The organism is Brachybacterium sp. (assembly GCF_036379615.1).
In the GTDB taxonomy this organism is placed as follows: domain Bacteria; phylum Actinomycetota; class Actinomycetes; order Actinomycetales; family Dermabacteraceae; genus Brachybacterium.
In genome coordinates this window covers 1-16,520 of sequence record NZ_DASVGJ010000063.1, presented here as the reverse complement: position 1 = coordinate 16,520, position 16,520 = coordinate 1, and the positions used below count along the sequence as shown (strand labels likewise).

At 73.1% G+C, this 16,520-nt stretch carries 10 protein-coding genes; 5 read left to right on the top strand and 5 right to left on the bottom strand.

The window, feature by feature from the left end; translation table 11 throughout:
- Positions 1 to 111: 111 nt before the first annotated feature.
- The 3 genes from VF289_RS13580 to nudC form a co-directional block, all read right to left on the bottom strand.
- Positions 112 to 405, bottom strand: a complete 294-nt coding sequence (locus VF289_RS13580; protein WP_330884433.1) for a WhiB family transcriptional regulator — start codon at positions 403 to 405, stop codon at positions 112 to 114.
- 333 nt (positions 406 to 738) lie between these two features.
- On the bottom strand, positions 739 to 2,877 hold the full coding sequence (locus tag VF289_RS13575) for an ATP-dependent DNA helicase UvrD2 (protein WP_330884432.1): 2,139 nt from the start codon (positions 2,875 to 2,877) through the stop codon (positions 739 to 741).
- A gap of 195 nt (positions 2,878 to 3,072) precedes the next feature.
- The gene (gene nudC, locus VF289_RS13570) at positions 3,073 to 3,990 is read right to left on the bottom strand and encodes an NAD(+) diphosphatase (RefSeq protein ID WP_330884431.1); all 918 of its coding nucleotides are present in this window, start codon (positions 3,988 to 3,990) and stop codon (positions 3,073 to 3,075) included.
- Positions 3,991 to 4,038: 48 nt separating this feature from the next.
- On the opposite strand from nudC, the gene VF289_RS13565 reads away from it, so the two are divergent.
- Complete coding sequence (locus VF289_RS13565) at positions 4,039 to 5,004, top strand: phosphotransferase (protein WP_330884430.1); 966 nt, start codon at positions 4,039 to 4,041, stop codon at positions 5,002 to 5,004.
- A 40-nt stretch (positions 5,005 to 5,044) separates the two neighbouring features.
- Here VF289_RS13565 and VF289_RS13560 read toward each other — a convergent pair whose 3' ends face one another.
- A complete protein-coding gene (locus VF289_RS13560; RefSeq protein WP_330884429.1) occupies positions 5,045 to 8,344 on the bottom strand; it encodes an ATP-dependent DNA helicase in 3,300 nt (1,099 codons plus the stop codon).
- Entirely contained in the window at positions 8,341 to 11,562 is a 3,222-nt protein-coding gene (locus VF289_RS13555) for an ATP-dependent DNA helicase (protein ID WP_330884428.1), read from the bottom strand. Before VF289_RS13555 ends, VF289_RS13560 begins: the two co-directional genes overlap by 4 nt.
- Positions 11,563 to 11,757: 195 nt before the next feature.
- Between VF289_RS13555 and VF289_RS13550 the strand changes: the two genes are divergently transcribed.
- The 4 genes from VF289_RS13550 to VF289_RS13535 form a co-directional block, all read left to right on the top strand.
- Positions 11,758 to 12,420 carry a TetR/AcrR family transcriptional regulator gene (locus tag VF289_RS13550; RefSeq protein ID WP_330884427.1) on the top strand — a complete coding sequence of 221 codons (663 nt, stop codon included), beginning with the start codon at positions 11,758 to 11,760 and terminating at the stop codon, positions 12,418 to 12,420.
- A 58-nt stretch (positions 12,421 to 12,478) separates the two neighbouring features.
- Positions 12,479 to 12,700, top strand: coding sequence for a DUF3107 domain-containing protein (locus VF289_RS13545; RefSeq protein WP_330884426.1), 222 nt, complete (start codon positions 12,479 to 12,481; stop codon positions 12,698 to 12,700).
- Between the two features lie 47 nt (positions 12,701 to 12,747).
- Complete coding sequence (locus VF289_RS13540) at positions 12,748 to 14,532, top strand: metallophosphoesterase family protein (RefSeq protein ID WP_330884434.1); 1,785 nt, start codon at positions 12,748 to 12,750, stop codon at positions 14,530 to 14,532.
- Positions 14,533 to 14,696: 164 nt separating this feature from the next.
- Positions 14,697 to 16,520 (top strand): DEAD/DEAH box helicase (locus tag VF289_RS13535; protein WP_330884425.1); only part of this gene is annotated, 1,824 nt, incomplete at its 3' end.

Sequence of the window (16,520 nt, the reverse complement as noted above, 5' to 3'; positions counted from 1 at the left end):
GTCCGGGGCCGTCGTCGTGTCCGGAGGAGGATCTCCGGACGGGTGGGCGGGCGGGCCCGTGGGCCTGCCCGCCCCGTCGGGGTCGGATGCTCGAGCCGGGCCTGGCCGGGCTCATGCGACCTCCTGCACCGGGTTCTTCCGGGGCCGGCCCCGGCCTCGCTTGACGGCGATGATGCGGCCGGAGTCGAAGATCGCGCCGCCCCACACGCCCCAGGGCTCCGCCCGGTCGAGGGCGCCCTGACGGCACTCGTCGATCAGAGGGCACCCCGCGCAGAGGGTCTTGGCCTGCTCGAGGTCGGCGGGACGCTCGGAGAAGAAGAGGTCGGCGGCGTCCGTGTCATGGCACGGCAGCTCGGAGGCGGAGGCATCCGCAGGATTCAGGAAAGTGGTCAGAAGAGTAGTCATCGTCTCGCTGCTTCGAAGTCCGTCGGGAAGGACATGCCCGGTGAGGGCGGGGGTGCGGCGGCGGTGCAGCACCCGAAGCGAGGGAGGACCTCGTCAGCTCAGGCTGAGCACCGCGGGGGCATTGCCCCGTTCGCGCGGCAGAAGGGAGGGCGCGCCGACGGGGCGCAGGCCTGCTCCTGCGAGATTCGAGATATCGATCACTGAGGCCACCCCCTTTCATCTGCGCGCGTCCCGGTGTCCCGGACCACGACTGTGGACGATTGACGAGAGAGACTCTACACGGGTTATCCCAGATGCAGAAGTATTTTTTGACCTGCAGTTCCAGGGGTTCTGTCAGGACTTCTCGGGCTGCGTCCCGGTGGCGTCGCCGAGCAGGTCGAGCAGCTCGGGGCCGAAGCTCGCGACCTTGCCGGGGCCGATCCCGGGGATCGCCAGCAGCTCCTGCTCGGTGCGCGGGAGACGTTCGGCGACCGCCTCCAGAGCGGCATCGGTGAGGACCGCATAGGGCGGGGTCCCGCGTCGGCCCGCCCGCTCTCGCCGCCAGGTGCGCAGCTGGGCGAGCAGGCCGTCCCCCGCTGTCGAGGGGCATCCCTCGTGCCGGCCCCGTCGCTGCTCCTTCGGGGAGACCAGTCCCTGGCCGCACACCCGGCACTCCGCGTACACGGTCGCGCTGCGGCGCCCGGTGCGGCGCGGCCCGGCCCCGGGCGCGGTCCGTGGGGCATCAGGATGGTCCAGCACCCCGTCGAGGAAGCGGGAGGGCTTGCGGGAGCCGCGGGCTCCCGGCGTGCGCGCGGCGGACCAGCTCACCGTCAGCAGGTCACGGGCGCGGGTGAGGGCGACGTAGAACAGTCGTCGCTCCTCCTCGATCTCGGCAGGGGTCTTCGCCATGGAGATCGGCAGCAGGCCGTCGCTGGCGCCCACCACGAACACCACCGGCCACTCCAGGCCCTTGGCGGCGTGCACGGAGGCCAGGGTCACGCCGTCCACCACGGGGGCCGCCTGGGACTCGGCGCGCTCCTCGAGCTCCCGGACCACGTCCGCCAGATCGGTGCCGGGGCGCGACGTGATCGTGTCCGTGAGCCCCACCAGGGCGTTCAGCGAGTCCCAGCGATCGCGGACCGCTCCGGTGGTCTCCGGTGCCGTCGGCGCCCAGCCCTGCTGGGAGAGGATGTCGCGCACGGCGCGCGCCGGGTCGAGCTGCTCGACCCGGGTCGCGGCGCGCAGGGAGACCATCGCGCGGCGCACCTCCTGGCGCTCGAAGAAGCGATCTCCGCCGCGCACCAGGTAGCCGATGCCGCGGAAGGTCAGGGCCTGCTCGAGGGCCTCGGACTGACTGTTGGTGCGGAAGAGGATCGCGACCTCGGAGGCGGGACGGCCCTCCTGGACCTGGGCCGCGATCCGCTCGGCGATGCCGTCGGCCTCCGCGGTGTCATCGGGGAAGGACTCCACCAGCGGCGGCGGGCCCGGCTCGCGCTGGGAGACGAGGGTCAGCCGGGTCTCGCGGGTGCGGCCCTGCGCGCCGTCCAGGACGGTGTTGGCCATCCGCACGATCTCCGGGGTGGAGCGGTAGTTGCGCTCGAGCCGGATGGTGCGGGCCCGCTTGAACTCGGTGCGGAAGTCCAGCAGGTAGGAGGCGCGGGCGCCGGCGAAGGTGTAGATGGTCTGGGCGGCGTCGCCCACCACGCAGAGATCGTCCGAGGTGCCCAGCCACAGCCGCAGCAGCGCATGCTGGAGGGCGGAGACGTCCTGGTACTCATCGACCACGAAGTGCTTGTACTGGCCGCGCACCTCCCTGGCGACGTCGGCGCGCTCGGTGAGGAAGCCGACCATGTGCAGCAGCACGTCCTCGAAGTCGATCACTCCGCGCTCCTTCTTCACCTCCTCGTACTGGGTGAGGATGCGCGAGATCGAGCGGGAGTCGAAGCCGGCCACACCGGGCCGGCGGGTCTGCAGTGCCGCCTCGGGGTAGGTCTCCGGGGTGAGCATCGAGACCCGGGACCATTCGACCTCGGCGACGATGTCTCGCAGGGCGGCGCGGTCCACGCTCAGGTGCAGTCGCTGACAGGCCTCGCCGATGCCGGCGAACTTGTTCGTGAGCAGCTCCGGCATCGCGCCGCCCACCACCCGCGGCCAGAAGTGGCGCAGCTGGCGCAGGGCGGCGGAGTGGAAGGTGCGGGCCTGGACCGCGGGCACGCCGAGGTCCCGCAGCCGCGAGCGCATCTCGGCGGCGGCCTTCGCGGTGAAGGTCACGGCCAGCACGTGGCGGGGATTCAGCTGGCCGGTCGCGACACCGTAGGCGATGCGATGGGTGATGGCGCGGGTCTTGCCGGTGCCGGCGCCGGCGAGCACGCACATGGGGGTGCCGAAGCTGCGGGCCACCTCGCGCTGCTCGGGATCGAGCGCGGCGAGCAGCGACTCCGCATCGTCGGGAGCGGGCGCGGAGCTGTCGGAGGGAGCGGCGTGGTCGGTCATCGTCGATCATCCTGCCAGGACGGTGCGACGCCCCGCGGGCCGCTGTGGACGGCGGGTGCCGCACGCCACCAGATCCCAGCATCTCCGGGGTCCCGAGTCACCACACCTCGCAGCACGCGAGCCGGAGGTCCGGCCGATCCAGTCGCCGATCCTGCCCCCGGTCCTGCCCCTGCCCCGGATCCCGCCGCCGGGAACTCACCGCTGCGCGGAGCGGCCGTACCAGTCGTCGATCAGCGCCCGTCCCATCGAGGCCGGGCCGGGCAGCGAGATCTCCTCGGCCTCCAGCGCGGCGGCGAGCTCCTCGCGGCTGAACCAGCGGGCCTCGGCGATCTCCTCCTCCTGGAGCGTGAGCTCCGCGGCGTCCGGCGCCCAGGCGCGATAGCCGAGCATCAGCGAGCGGGGGAAGGGCCAGGGCTGGCTGCCCATGTACTCGACCTCCGTCACCACGATGCCGACCTCCTCGGCGACCTCGCGCGCCACCGCGTTCTCGAGGCTCTCCCCCGGTTCGACGAACCCGGCGAGCACGGAGTGGAAGCGGCTCGGGAAATGCGCGTTACGGGCCAGCAGCAGTCGGTCCTGGGAGTCGCGCACCGCCATGATCACGGCCGCGTCGGTGCGGGGGAACTGCTCGGTCCCGTCCTCCCGGCAGCGCAGCACCCAGCCGGCCATCTCTGCCTCCAGCACCCCACCGCACAGCGGGCAGTGACGCATCGAACGATGCCAGAAGCCCATCGCGACTGCGGCGGCGGCGAGATCCGCATCGACCTCGACCAGTCGATCCGCGACGCGCCGGAGGTCGCGCAGATCACGACCGGGGGCGTCGAGCTCGGGGCTCGGCTCGGGGATCTCGACGCCGAGCACGCGCAGCCCCTCACGCCGCCCCAGCAGCACCAGCGGCTGCTGGGAGCCGCCGCGGGGATCCTCGCGCTCCAGCACGGCGTGCAGCGTGCCGTCCGCCGCCTCGCGCAGGGTGACCGCTCCGGCCCGGGTGACCAGATAGCGGGCGTCGTCGCCGGGCGCCACGGCCGAGGGATCGCTGCGCAGCAGCGCCTCACGGTCCGAGCCGAGAAGGGTGAGAGGGGTGCTGAGGTGGGGACCACGGAGCTTCGCCATGCTCCGAGCCTACGTGGAGCGGGCGGCTTCGCCGGGTACGGTGGTCGCGTGCATCGCAACTCGTATTCCCTGGCTGCCCTCGCCGCGGCGGCGGTCCCCGGGCTGATCCCGGTGCGGACCATGCCGGTCGCCACCCCGGCGGAGGGTCTCGACGTCGCCGGCATCGTGGGGGAGGACGGCCGACGGGTGATGGTCCTGTCCCCCGCCTCCACCGCCGCCGGGGTGTCCCTCGAGCGCGATCTCAAGGTCGCGGACGCGCTCACCGGCACCTCGCTGCGCAGCGTGATCCCGCCCGTGCTCGGCTTCGTGAAGCTCTCCGAGGGCGGTCGCTGCGCCGTGACGGAGGCCCCCGTCGGTCGCCCGTTGATGCTCGACGACCTCGCCGACGGGTCCGAGCTCGCACGCTCGCTCGGGCAGGTGCTCGCACGGATCCACACGGTGCCGCGCTACGCCGCCGAGGCGGCCGGTGTCGAGACCTTCACCCCGGAGGCCATGCACGCCGCGCATCGGGCCCGGATCGAGACCGTGACCGCCGCCGGGCATCTCCCGGCCGCCGTCGCCCAGCGCTGGCAGGCACTGCTGGAGGACGAGGAGCTGTGGGACGTCACCCCGCAGTTCGTCCATGGCGATCTCTCCGAGGAGAGCCTCTTCATGGCCGGCCACCGCGTCAGCGCGATCCGCGACTGGTCCTCCTCCAAGGTCGCCGATGCCGCGAGCGACCTGGCCTGGCTGATCTCCTCATTGGATCCCGAGCGCTTCGACGACCTCTACGCCGCCTACCGCGAGGAGCTGCCCACCTCGACCCATCCCCGGCTGATGGAGCGGGCGCAGGCCCTGGGCGAGTTCGCCGTCGCCGAATGGCTCGCCCATGGCCTGGAGGTGGGCGATGAGGAGATCGTCGCCGATGCGCGTGGCATGATCGCCGATCTCGATGCCGACCTCGCGCAGCTCGCCCGTGACGAGGCCGAGCGTGCCTACGAGGAGATGAACTCCCGGGAGGACGGGCAGGTCTGAGCGACCCTGCCGGAGCTCGGGCCCCGGGCCGGGCGGCTGCTCACTCCCCCGCGAGCTGCTGCGCGATCGTCTCCCGTGAGGGGTGACGGCGCACCTCGTGGGTCACTCCGTCGGCCACGAAGTGGAAGGCGGTGCGGATCCGTGCCAGCGGCAGCCCGGTGCGTTCGTGCCAGGCGAGCCGATACAGCGAGAGCTGCACAGCGCGCTCGCGCAGCTGGGCGGGGCGGGGTACGCGGCCCGTCTTCCAGTCCACGATGATCACTCCCTCGCTGCCGTCGCCGCCCTCGGGATCGGAGAAGACGGCGTCGATGACGCCGCGCACCGCGATCTCCCCCACCCGGGTGTGGACGGGCTGCTCGACCGCGATCGGGGAGCGCTCGGCCCACTCCGAGGCGGCGAAGGCGTCCCGGAGGCTGCGGTCCTCAGCGCTGCGGTCGCCGGGGCTCCCGCTGCCCTCCCCCTCGGCGTCCTCGAGATCCAGCAGGTCCTCGAGGTCCAGCAGGGTCGCGCTGTCGTAGCGGGACTCGAGCCAGGCGTGGAAGGCGGTGCCGCGCGCCGCGGCGGCGGAGGGCTGACGAGGCAGGGGACGCAGCAGGTCCAGCGCCGCCGCTCGCGGATCACGTGCCTGATGGACCACCTGCGAGGCCGAGAGCCGCGGCGGCGAATGGACGACGAGCGGGGCGGACTGCTGCTCGAGGTCCACGACCGCACGCCGCACCAGCTCGGCGAGCTCGGGATCCGCCGGGCTCCCCTCGTCCCCCGCGACGGAGGCGAGCAGGGCGGCCGCCCGGGCACGGGCCTGCTCCGGGGCGCCGGGGGTGGGCGGCCACTGCGCCTGTGGCCGTTCGCTCTCCAGAGGATTGTGCTCCGGGACCTCCTGGACGGTGCGGAAGCTCTCCGGCACCAGATCCGCCACTTCCCTGAGATAGCGCGAGCGCGGGCGGGCCGAGGCCAGACCGCTGCGCCAGGCGGCGGAGGTCAGCAGCAGGCGGCGCTTGGCGCGGGTCACGGCGACGTACATCAGGCGCCGGTCCTCCCGCAGGGACTCCTCGCCCTGGGCGAGGCGGAACTCCTCGATCAGGGACTCGGCATCGACCTGGGTGTCGGCCTCGGCCCAGGCGAGCTCCGGGAGGGTGTCCGCGTCCCCGCGCAGGGCGGTGGGCACGGAGGCGGACGCGAGCTTGCCGAGCCAGCCGTCCCCCGGCACCCGGGTGCGACCGGACTCGTCGGTCTTCGCGCGTCGCAGATCGTAGGAGGGGACGGTCCCCTCGGTGAGGCCGGCGACGGCGACCAGGTCCCACTCCAGGCCCTTGGCGGAGTGCATGGTGACGATCGTGACGGCGGCGGGGTCCTGCGAGGTCTCGGGGGCGGCGGTGACGGACAGCCCCGCCTCCTCGTCCTCGCTGATCTCGAGCAGGTCGAGATAGGCACCGAGCCCGCCGCGGCGGGCGGTGCGGTCGAAGGCCGCCGCGTGATCGCGGAAGGTCTCGAGATCTGCGAGGGCGCGGGAGTCCGGCTCGTGCTCCAGCAGGGCGAGGTCCACGTCCAGCAGCCGGGTCGCGGCGGTGATCAGGTCCGGCAGCGGCAGGGGCAGCAGGCGTCGCATCTCGCGCAGGATCTGCTGGACCTGCAGCAGTCGGGCCCGGCCCTCCGCGGTGAGGGAGCGGCCCGCCGGATCCGTCCAGTCCGCGGGCGGGAGGTCGTCGACCGCATCGACGAGCGAGACGGTCTCCGCCTCGTCCTCGCGGCCCGGCGCATCACCCTCGCGCCGCAGACGCGACCCCATCCGGTCCCGCCAACGGCCCAGCACGGCGAGGTCACGGGCGCCCAGGCGCACGCGGGGACCGGTGAGAAGACGCATCAGCGCATCGCCGCGGCCGGGATCGTGGGCGCATTCCAGCACGGCGCGGACGTCCGCGACCTCGGGCCGGTGCAGCAGCCCGCCGAGCCCCACCACGGCGGCGGTGAGCCCGCACTCCTCGAGGCCCTCGACCAGCGCGGGGATCTGGCGACGGGCCCGCACCAGCACGGCGGCCGACGCCGGCTCCTCCCCGTCGGGCTGCTCGCCACGGCGAGCGAGGATCCACTCACCGATCGCACGGGCCTCGGCGCGCTCGTCGGCGGCCTCCACGATCTGGCAGGCTCCCTCCCCCGCGCCGGGACGCGGGTGCAGCTCGGGGATGCTCACTCCGGCCCCGGCGCTGCGCAGCGGTCCGGCGAGCCGATTGGCCACGGCGAGCACCGCCTGGTCATTGCGCCAGGAGGTGGACAGGGTGCGCTGCAGGACGCTCTGCTCGGCGGTGGCGAAGGCGTCGGCGAAGCCGGCCAGCGATGCGGCCGAGGCGCCGCGCCAGCCGTAGATCGCCTGCTGGGGGTCGCCGACGGCGCAGGCGGCATGGCCGGGGCCGAAGAGGTCGGTGAGCATCCGCAGCTGGGCGACGGAGGTGTCCTGGAACTCGTCCAGCAGCACCACCCGGTGCAGACGCCGGGCCAGGGTGCTCGCGGCGGGCACCTCCCGGGCGATCCGGGCGGCGAGGGAGACCTGGTCGGCGAAGTCGAGGGCGGAGGCCTCGGTGCGCAGTGCGGTGAACCGCTCCAGCAGCGGGAGCAGCGCCAGGCGCGACTCGAGAGCCGAGAGCACCTTGGCGACCTCCTTCGGGGTGGTGCGTCGCCGGCCCTCGACCTGCAGCGGGATCTGGGAGAGGTGGTCGTGGATGGAGCGCAGCTGATCGCCCAGCTGCTCCGGGGTGACCAGGTGATCGGCGAGGGAGGAGGTGAGCGAGAGCAGGGCGGCGGTGAGGGTCGCCGGGGAGGCCTCGAGGTCCAGCGAGTCGTCCCAGCCCTCGACGATCTCGTGGGCGAGCTGCCAGGAGGCGGAGGCGGAGAGCATGGTCAGCTCGGGATCGATGCCGACGGCGAGGGCGTGCTCGCGCACGAGGTCCAGGGCGAAGCCGTTGTAGGTGTGGACGATCGGTCGCTGGCCCACCAGGTCATCCCCTCCGCGCTCGAGGCCGCGCGGCAGGGGCATCCCTTCGGTGCGCAGGGCGGTGGCCAGTGTGCCCAGACGGGCGCCGATCCGCTCGCCGAGCTCGTGGGCGGCCTTGCGGGTGAAGGTCAGGCCCAGCACCTGGCGGGGTTCGACGATGCCGTTGGCGATCAGCCACACCACACGCGAGGCCATGGTCTCGGTCTTGCCGGAGCCGGCGCCGGCGACCACGAGCATCGGGGCCAGCGGCGCCTCGATGACGGCGGTCTGCTCGGTGGTGGGCGGCGGCTGCTCGAGCAGTGCGGCCAGGCGTGCCGCGGAGAGCCGGGGACGGTCGCTGTCGGGCGGGGTCACAGCTGGTCTCCTTCGGGTTGCAGGGGGCAGCTGCTGCGTACGGCGCAGTGGGTGCAGTGGGGGTTGACGCGTGCGGTGACGCCTTCCCCGGAGACCTCGCGGGAGACGTCTGCGACCAGATCGTCGAACCAGGCCGGGTCCTCGGCGCGGGTGAGCGCGGCCTGGGTGCGCACCGCGGCCTTCTTCCCACCGGTGCCGATGTACACCAGCTGCGCTCCGCCCAGCCGCTCCGGGGCGTCGGGGCCCAGCTGCTCCTCGAGCGCACCCTCGCGCACCGCCGCCTGGTAGGCGGCGAGCTGCAGGTCCTCCTCCGCCTTGGCGGCGCTCTTCGCGGCACGGCCCGACTTGAGGTCCACCACCCGCAGGCCCGTCGCGTCGCCTTCGATGCGGTCGATGCTGCCGCGCAGCTGCACCCTGCCCAGGGTCACCTCGAAGGGTGCCTCGACGGCGAGAGGCTCCCCGGCATCGCGCAGGTGCGCGGCGAGCAGGCGGGCGGCGTCCTCCGCGCGGCGCACCCGGCGGCGCCCGGACCAGGTCTCGGTCCCGGGCACGGAGCGCAGCAGCAGGTGGAGCTCGTCCAGCAGGTCCTGCTCACCGCCGACGGGACCGCGCGGGTGGACCTGCGCGAGGTGGTGCAGGGCGGTGCCGATCAGCTGGGCGGGCCCGCCGCTGCGGGTGCCGCCGGCCCGCTCCATCAGCCAGGACTGCGGGCATTCCACGGCCCGTTCCAGGGCGGAGGGCGAGAGTCGGATCGGGGTGTCCTCGTCGTGCAGCGGCGTCGAGGAGCTGGGATCCTGGTGGTACCAGCGTGCGGGGTCGGTGCCGGGGGCACCCGCCCGGCCCAGGGCCTCGAGGGCGAGAGCCGCGTCCCGGGTGCTTTCGGAGGCCTCGAGGACTCGGGTCGCTTCGGGGTCCTCGTCCCGCAGCCGACGGCGCAGGGCCGCGACGAGACGGCGGGCGTCCGGAGCGGGCCCGGGATCGCGGCGCAGCGTCTCGAGGTCGATCCAGGGCTCGACGGCGGGATCGGTCATCGCGGCGAGCACGTCGAAGAGGGCGGAGGGCTCGTTCTGCTCGTCCTGGACTGCGGTGACCAGGACGCGGCGACGAGCGCGGGAGAGGGCGACGACGGCCAGGCGGAGCTCGTCGGCGATCACCTGCTCGCGCTGGAGAGCCCGCACGGCCTCCGCCTCCCGCGGCAGCTCGGCGCCCTGCCGTGCCCCGACCTGCAGCGACAGCTCGGCCGCTCCGAAGAGGGTCGAGCGGAGGCGGAGGTCCGGCCAGGCCCCCTCCTGCAGGCGCGCGAGCACCACGGTGTCCCGGTGCTCGCCGGCGAGCTGGGCGGGAGTGAGCACGGCGAGGCGTCCGCGGGCGGCGGCGGCCGGGGCGAGGGTGTCCTCGACCACGGACTGAGAACGGATCTGCTCGACCAGATCGAGCGCCCCGGCGCCCGGGCGGCGGTCGGCGAGCCGCTCGGCGGCGGCGAACAGCTCCAGCAGCGCATCGAGCCGGGAGCCGGCCAGTCGGGACCGGGCACCGTCCACGTCCCCGACGGTGCCGAGCGCCGCCCGGCGCCAGCCGTCGGCGAGGCCAGAGGCATCCCAGGCATGCCACAGCACCTGCTGGACGTCGGCGTCACGGTGCTCCTGCACCGCACGGATCATGCTCCGCAGCCGGTGGACGGGTGCGGCGGCCCGGTCGCGGGCCTCGGGGGCGGGCAGGCCGGGCACCTCCTGCTCGACCAGGGCTCGGGCCAGCAGCTGTTCACTGGGGGTGTCGCTGCCGGGCTCCGCGGCGCGGTGGGCGCTCAGCAGCAGCCGACGGATGCGGCGCAGGCGGAGGGTGTCGGCGTCGCCGAAGGGACCGCGCAGCAGCTCGGTGGCGGTCCGGGCGTCCAGCGGAGCCCCCTCAGGGGCCAGACCGATCTCGAGGATCCTCAGCAGATCGGCGATCGCCGGGACCTCCCGCAGAGGCTGGGGCCGGTGCGGCACCCGGACCGGCAGCCCGGAGCGGGAGAGCAGATCGGCGAGGTCGGCGACCGCGGCGCCGGAGCGGCACACCACCGCCATCTCGTCGTAGGCGACGCCCTCGCGGTGGTGGAGATCGCGGAGGGCGGAACCGATCAGGCGGGCCTCGTCCAGCGGGTCCTGGGCCGGCAGCGCCACCACCCCGCCGGGGCGGTCCGCACGGGAACGGCGGGACCCGCTCGGGGCACCGGCCAGGGGCAGCCGCCCTCGCAGCGCATCGACCGCTGCGGTCAGCGCGGGGACCTGGGCGTGGGCTCCCTCCAGCAGGACCTCCACGACCGGTCGCGGCAGCTGTGCGCGCAGGCGGTCCGCGGCATCGGGCAGGGCCCCCCGGAAGGTGTCCACGGCGGCGTCCGGGCAGCTGCACACCAGCACCGTCGCCCCGGCCTCGGCGAGCGCGGCGACCAGGGCGATACCGGCTGCGGTGAGGTCCTGGACGTCGTCGACCACCACGGCACGGAAGGGCGGCGGGGTGCCAGGATCCGCGAGCAGGCGCACGGCGCGGCGCACCAGAGCGCCGGAGTCCAGTCGCGGGCCGGCATCCAGCGCGGCGGAGGCCTCGAGGTCGAGCACACCCAGGTAGTCCCGCTGCAGCGCGGCGGCGTCCCGCCAGGCGGGTCGTCCCCGCTCAAGGCCGAGCGCCTCGAGGTCCGCGGGAGCGAGACCGAGCTCGGCGGCCCGGGTGATCAGGTCACGCAGCTCGGTGCGGAAGCCGAGCAGTGTGCGAGCGCCGGGATCGACCTCGAGATGCCAGCTCTCGCGGTGCGCGATGAGCTCCGCCAGCAGGGCGTCCTGCTCGGCACCGGTCACCAGCGTCGGCTCCCCCTGCCCCCGGCGCAGCGCGTCCGCGCGGGCGATCGCGTGGCCCAGCGCCGGAGGGGTCATGGCGCGCACCTCCCCCGTGCCGTGCACGGCGAGGGCGTCGCGCAGGCGCCCGGCTGCGGCCCGTCGAGGGGCCAGCAACAGGGTGTCGCTGCCGGAGCGGGCGGAGAGCTCGGCCGCCGTGAGCGCGAGCGCGGTCCGGCCGCTGCCGGGACCGCCGTGGACGAGCACATCGCCGCCTGCGAGGAACCGCTCCAGCGCTCCCCGCTGCTCCTCGTCGAGATCCTCCGCCGTGCGGAGCGCGGGCAGCGCCTCGAGGTCGGGACCGAGCAGACGGACCCCCTGACCCGTGGTCGTGCTCGTCCGTCGCATGCCCCTATTCCACCTCATAGCTGGGACAGCCGTTCGCCCCTGATCCGACCGCCCGCGGCGGTAAGGTGGTCGGGATCACGAGGATGCCGGGATTATTCCCCGCGCGCTCCTCCTGTCGTCATCCCGCTGTCGTCGTCCCGCTGTCGTCGTCCCGCTGTCGTCTTCCTGCTGTTGTCGGGAACGGAGGCCCACGCCATGTCCACCTCATCCACGGCCCGGATGCCTCGCGCCCAACGACGTGCCCAGCTGCTCGAGCTGGCCACCTCGGTGTTCACCGAGAAGGGTTTCCAGTCCACGTCGATGGACGACATCGCCGCGGCCGCCGGCGTCACCAAACCGGTGCTCTACCAGCACTTCAACTCCAAGGAGACGCTGTATGTCGAGGTGCTCGACATCATCGCGGAGTCGATGATCGCCGAGGTCCGGGCCCTCGGGGAGCACAGCGGGAGCACAGCGGACAAGGTGAGGGGAGGTCTCCACCGCTTCTACGAGTTCGTGGCGCTGGACAATTCCCTGCGGCTGTTCACCGGGCACGAGGTGATCTCGGACGAGGTCCAGGAGCGGGTGGTCAGCGTGCTGGACCGGATGGCGATCGAGCTGGCCGCGGTCCTCACCGCCTCCCGTCAGGTCGGTGTCGAGGAGTCCCGGGTGCTGGGCCGAGGCGTCATCGCCGTCACCCAGACCACCGCTCAGCTGCTCCAGGGCGCGGCCGACGAGGCCGAGCGCGAGACCATCCTGGACACCATGACCACCACCGTCGTGCACGGGCTGACGGGGTTCACGCCGCTGGCGAGCCCGCGGGTCGCCGGAGTTGTGCTGGGGGCGGACGACGCCTCGGACCGGTCCTCGGACGCGTAGACTTCCGGACGTACAGCAACGAGCATCCCCGCCTCCGAGGCGGAGGGAAGGTCAGGTCATGGAGATCCGTATCGGCATCCAGCACTCCCCGCGCGAGATCGTGATCGAGTCCGAGGAGAAGGCCGAGGCCCTCATCGAGCGGCTGAACGGCGCGATCGCCGACGGTTCCCCCGTCACCCTGGTCGACGACAAGGGCCGCGCCGTGCTGATCCCCGGCGCGAAGGTCGCCTACGTCGAGGTCTCCACCGAGGAGCCCCGCCGCGTCGGCTTCCTCGGCTGAGACGCCCATGACCTCACCCCTGCAGTGAGCCCGGGGCCCCCGTGAGCATGGACGAGGACCGGCCCCGCGAGGCGCCCGAGGGCGCGGAGCGCGCGCGCCTGGAGTCGGAGCGCGCAGTGACGGAACGCCCAGAGGCGGAGAGCACGGAGCCCGGCGGCGTGGACGACGACCTCGGCGAGGCGTCCGCCGCACCGGAGCCCGAGGCGGCCTCGCGCACGCACCGCCGCCGTCTGCGGCGTCGCCGTGAACGCCTGGTGCACCTCACCACCACCACCGTGGTGGCCGTGCTGGGAGCCATCGTCGGCCTGCTGCTGGTGCCGGCGACCACTGTCGAAGTGGGTCCGCTGACCGCGAGCGTGCACCTGAAGCCGTCGCTGACCTCGGAGACGGTGCTCCTGCTGCCGCCGGTGGGGCAGGTCGCCTTCGACTCGCACACCGCCCCGGTGCGCATCGAAGCACGGGTCAAGGGTGTCGACGTCGAGAAGGCGGAGGCCCTGTTCTATGCGGACTCCGGCTTCGCCGAGCTGCAGCAGTCCGCTCCCGAGGCGATCACCTCCGCCGCCGCGAAGAACGCCGCGCTGAACGCTCTGTTCGCCGCCGTCGGCGCGGGGCTCGCGGTGGGCCTGACCTTCCGCCGGGTGCGGCGCTCGCTGCTCGCCGGTGGCAGTGCCGTCGCGGTGGTCGGCGCCTCGGTCGCCGGCACCTCCGTCACCTTCTCCCCCGAGTCGCTGAACCAGCCGAAGTTCGAGGGGCTGCTCTCCCAGGCCGCGTACATCGCGGATCTCGGCCAGGGCAAGGTCATCGACTACCAGAGCTACCGCGACACCCTGGCTGAGTTCGTGGGCCAGGTCTCCGCCCTGTACATCGCCGCGGATTCCCTCCCGGTGGGGCTGGACCAGGAGAACCTCATCACTGTCCTGCACGTCTCGGACATCCACGACAACCCGCAGGCCTACGACGTGATCGAGCAGCTGCACACGCAGTTCGCGATCGATGTAGTCATCGACACCGGGGACATTGTCTCGTGGGGCACTCCGGTGGAGAACGAGCTGCTGCACCGCATCGGCACTCTCGACGTGCCCTACGTCTACATCAGCGGCAACCATGACGGCGCGGCGGCGGCCCGCACGATCGAGGCGCAGCCCAATGCCACCGTGGTCGACAACGAGGTGGTCGAGGTGGCCGGGCTGCGGATCGCGGGCATCGGCGATCCCCGATTCGCCGCCGACGACGACTCCGACGCCGGCGGCTGGCGCGAGGGCGACCAGGCGGTGATCTCCAGCGCCTTCCAGCTGGGGGACACGATCGAGGCGTACGACGATAGACATCCCGAGGCGCCGGTCGACATCACCCTGATCCACGACCCGACGAAGCCGGAGGGTCTGCTGGGCAGGGCCCCGCTCGTGCTGTCCGGGCACATGCACACCTCGAACGTCGAGCTGGACCGCGACGGCTCCGGCACCGACTGGCTGACCGTCGGCTCCACCGGAGGCGCGCTCGCCTCCGGGGGCGTCGCTCCCGTCCTGCAGGGCGATGACCCCCTGGACCTCACCGCTCGGATGCTCTACGTCGACGAGGACACGCGACGTCTGGTCGCCTATGACGACATCGTGATGGGCGGCCTGGGGCTGGTGTCGGTCTCGATCCAGCGCACGCAGATGCCGGAGGAGGTGCCGGAGCTCGAGGTCCCCGAGGGTGCCGAGACCCCCGAGTCCACGGTCCCGCCGGAGCAGGAGGTCGACCCCGGCGAGGGCCTGCCCGACGAGGACCGCGTCACCCCGACCGATCCGGTGAGCCCGCCGCCGGAGACCAGCGACGGCGGTGAGGGGTGAGGCGGATGACCGAGGTGCCGGCTGCGAGGAAGAGCTGAGGAGGAGAGCTGTGGGAGGCGGCTCCTTCCCGGAGAGGTAACCGACCTTCTCCGCACTCTTTCGGTTCCGGCGAATGGCCGGGGGCTACGATGACGGTGCACATCCATGACCAAGAGAGTTGAACGGTGCCTGAATCCACCCCGCACACCGATGAGGCCGAGTCGGCCTCCCTCGCCGTCGAGCTGAGCTCCGGCACACCCGCACAGCCCGAGCAGGTCCAGACCTTCGCCGATTTCGATGTCCGCACGGACATCGTCGAGGCACTGGCCGCCAAGGGCATCATCACCCCCTTCCCGATCCAGTCGATGACCCTGCCGGTCGCTTTGCGCGGCCGCGACATCATCGGCCAGGCCAAGACCGGCACCGGCAAGACGCTCGGCTTCGGCATTCCGCTGCTGCAGAACTCCGTCGCACCGGGCGAGCCGAATCCGAAGGATCGCCCGATCGGCAAGCCCCAGGCTCTCGTGGTGCTCCCCACCCGTGAGCTCGCGGTCCAGGTCGCCCAGGACCTCGAGACGGCGTCCGCGAAGCGTCCGATCCGGATCCTCACCGTCTACGGCGGCCGCGCCTACGAGCCGCAGATCGAGGCGCTCGAGAAGGGCGTCGAGGTCGTCGTCGGCACCCCGGGCCGACTCATCGACCTGATGCGGCAGAAGTACCTGGACCTGTCCCAGGTGCGCACGGCGGTGCTCGACGAGGCCGACGAGATGCTCGATCTCGGCTTCCTCGAGGACATCGAGAAGCTGCTGCAGGCGGTGCCCGAGGACCGCCAGACGATGCTGTTCTCCGCCACCATGCCCGGCCCGATCATGGCGCTGGCCCGCCGCTTCATGAAGCAGCCGACGCATATCCGGGCCCAGGACCCGGGCGACGAGGCCCGCACCAAGGCGGATATCAAGCAGGTCGTCTACCGCGCTCACCAGCTCGACAAGATCGAGGTGATGGCCCGCATCCTGCAGGCCCGCGGCCGCGGTCTCTCGATCATCTTCATGCGCACCAAGCGCCAGGCCGATCGCGTCGCCGGGGACCTCGCCGATCGTGGCTTCGCGGCCGCTCCGCTGCACGGAGACCTCGGTCAGGGCGCCCGTGAGCAGGCACTGCGCGCTTTCCGCAACGGGAAGATCGACGTCCTGGTCGCGACCGACGTCGCGGCGCGCGGCATCGACGTCACCGACGTCACCCACGTCGTGAACTGGAACTGCCCGGACGACGACAAGACGTACCTGCATCGCACCGGCCGCACCGGCCGTGCGGGCAAGAAGGGCACCGCGATCACCTTCGTGGACTGGGAGGACCTGGCCCGGTGGGCGCTCATCGCCCGCCAGCTCGGGCTCGAGTCCACCGAGGCCGTGGAGACGTACTCCACCTCGGAGCACCTGTTCGCCGATCTGGACATCCCCTCCGAGTCGAAGGGCACACTGCCCAAGGACAAGCGCATCCGCGAGGGTCTGGACTCCGAGGAGCTCGAGGATCTCGGCGGTCCGGACGGCTCCCGCGGCTCCCGTGACAGCGCTCGCGGCGACCGCGGTCGCCGCAGCGGCGGTGACCGGGAGGGCCGGGGCGGACGCGACCGCAGCGGTCGCGAGAGCGGTCGCGACGGCGGCCGTGGGCGTGGCGCACGAGATGGCGGTCGTGACGGGTCGAGTCGCGAGGACACGGGCCGTGAGGGCACGAGTCGTGAGGCCTCGGGGCGCGAGGCCTCGGGGCGCGGCGATGCGCCGTCGCGGGATGCCGAGGCGACGGGTCAGGAGCGTCCCCGACGCAGCCGGACCCGTTCCCGTACCCGCCGGGTCAACGGGGAGGTCGTCGCCGCAGAGCAGGGCGGCGCCCGGAGCACCTCTCAGGAGAGCGCCCCGCAGGAGAGCACCTCACAGGCAGCGGAGCCCGCGGGCTCCTCGGGCGAGGGCCGACCGCGCCGGCGTCGCTCCCGCGGGGGGCGCGGCCGTTCC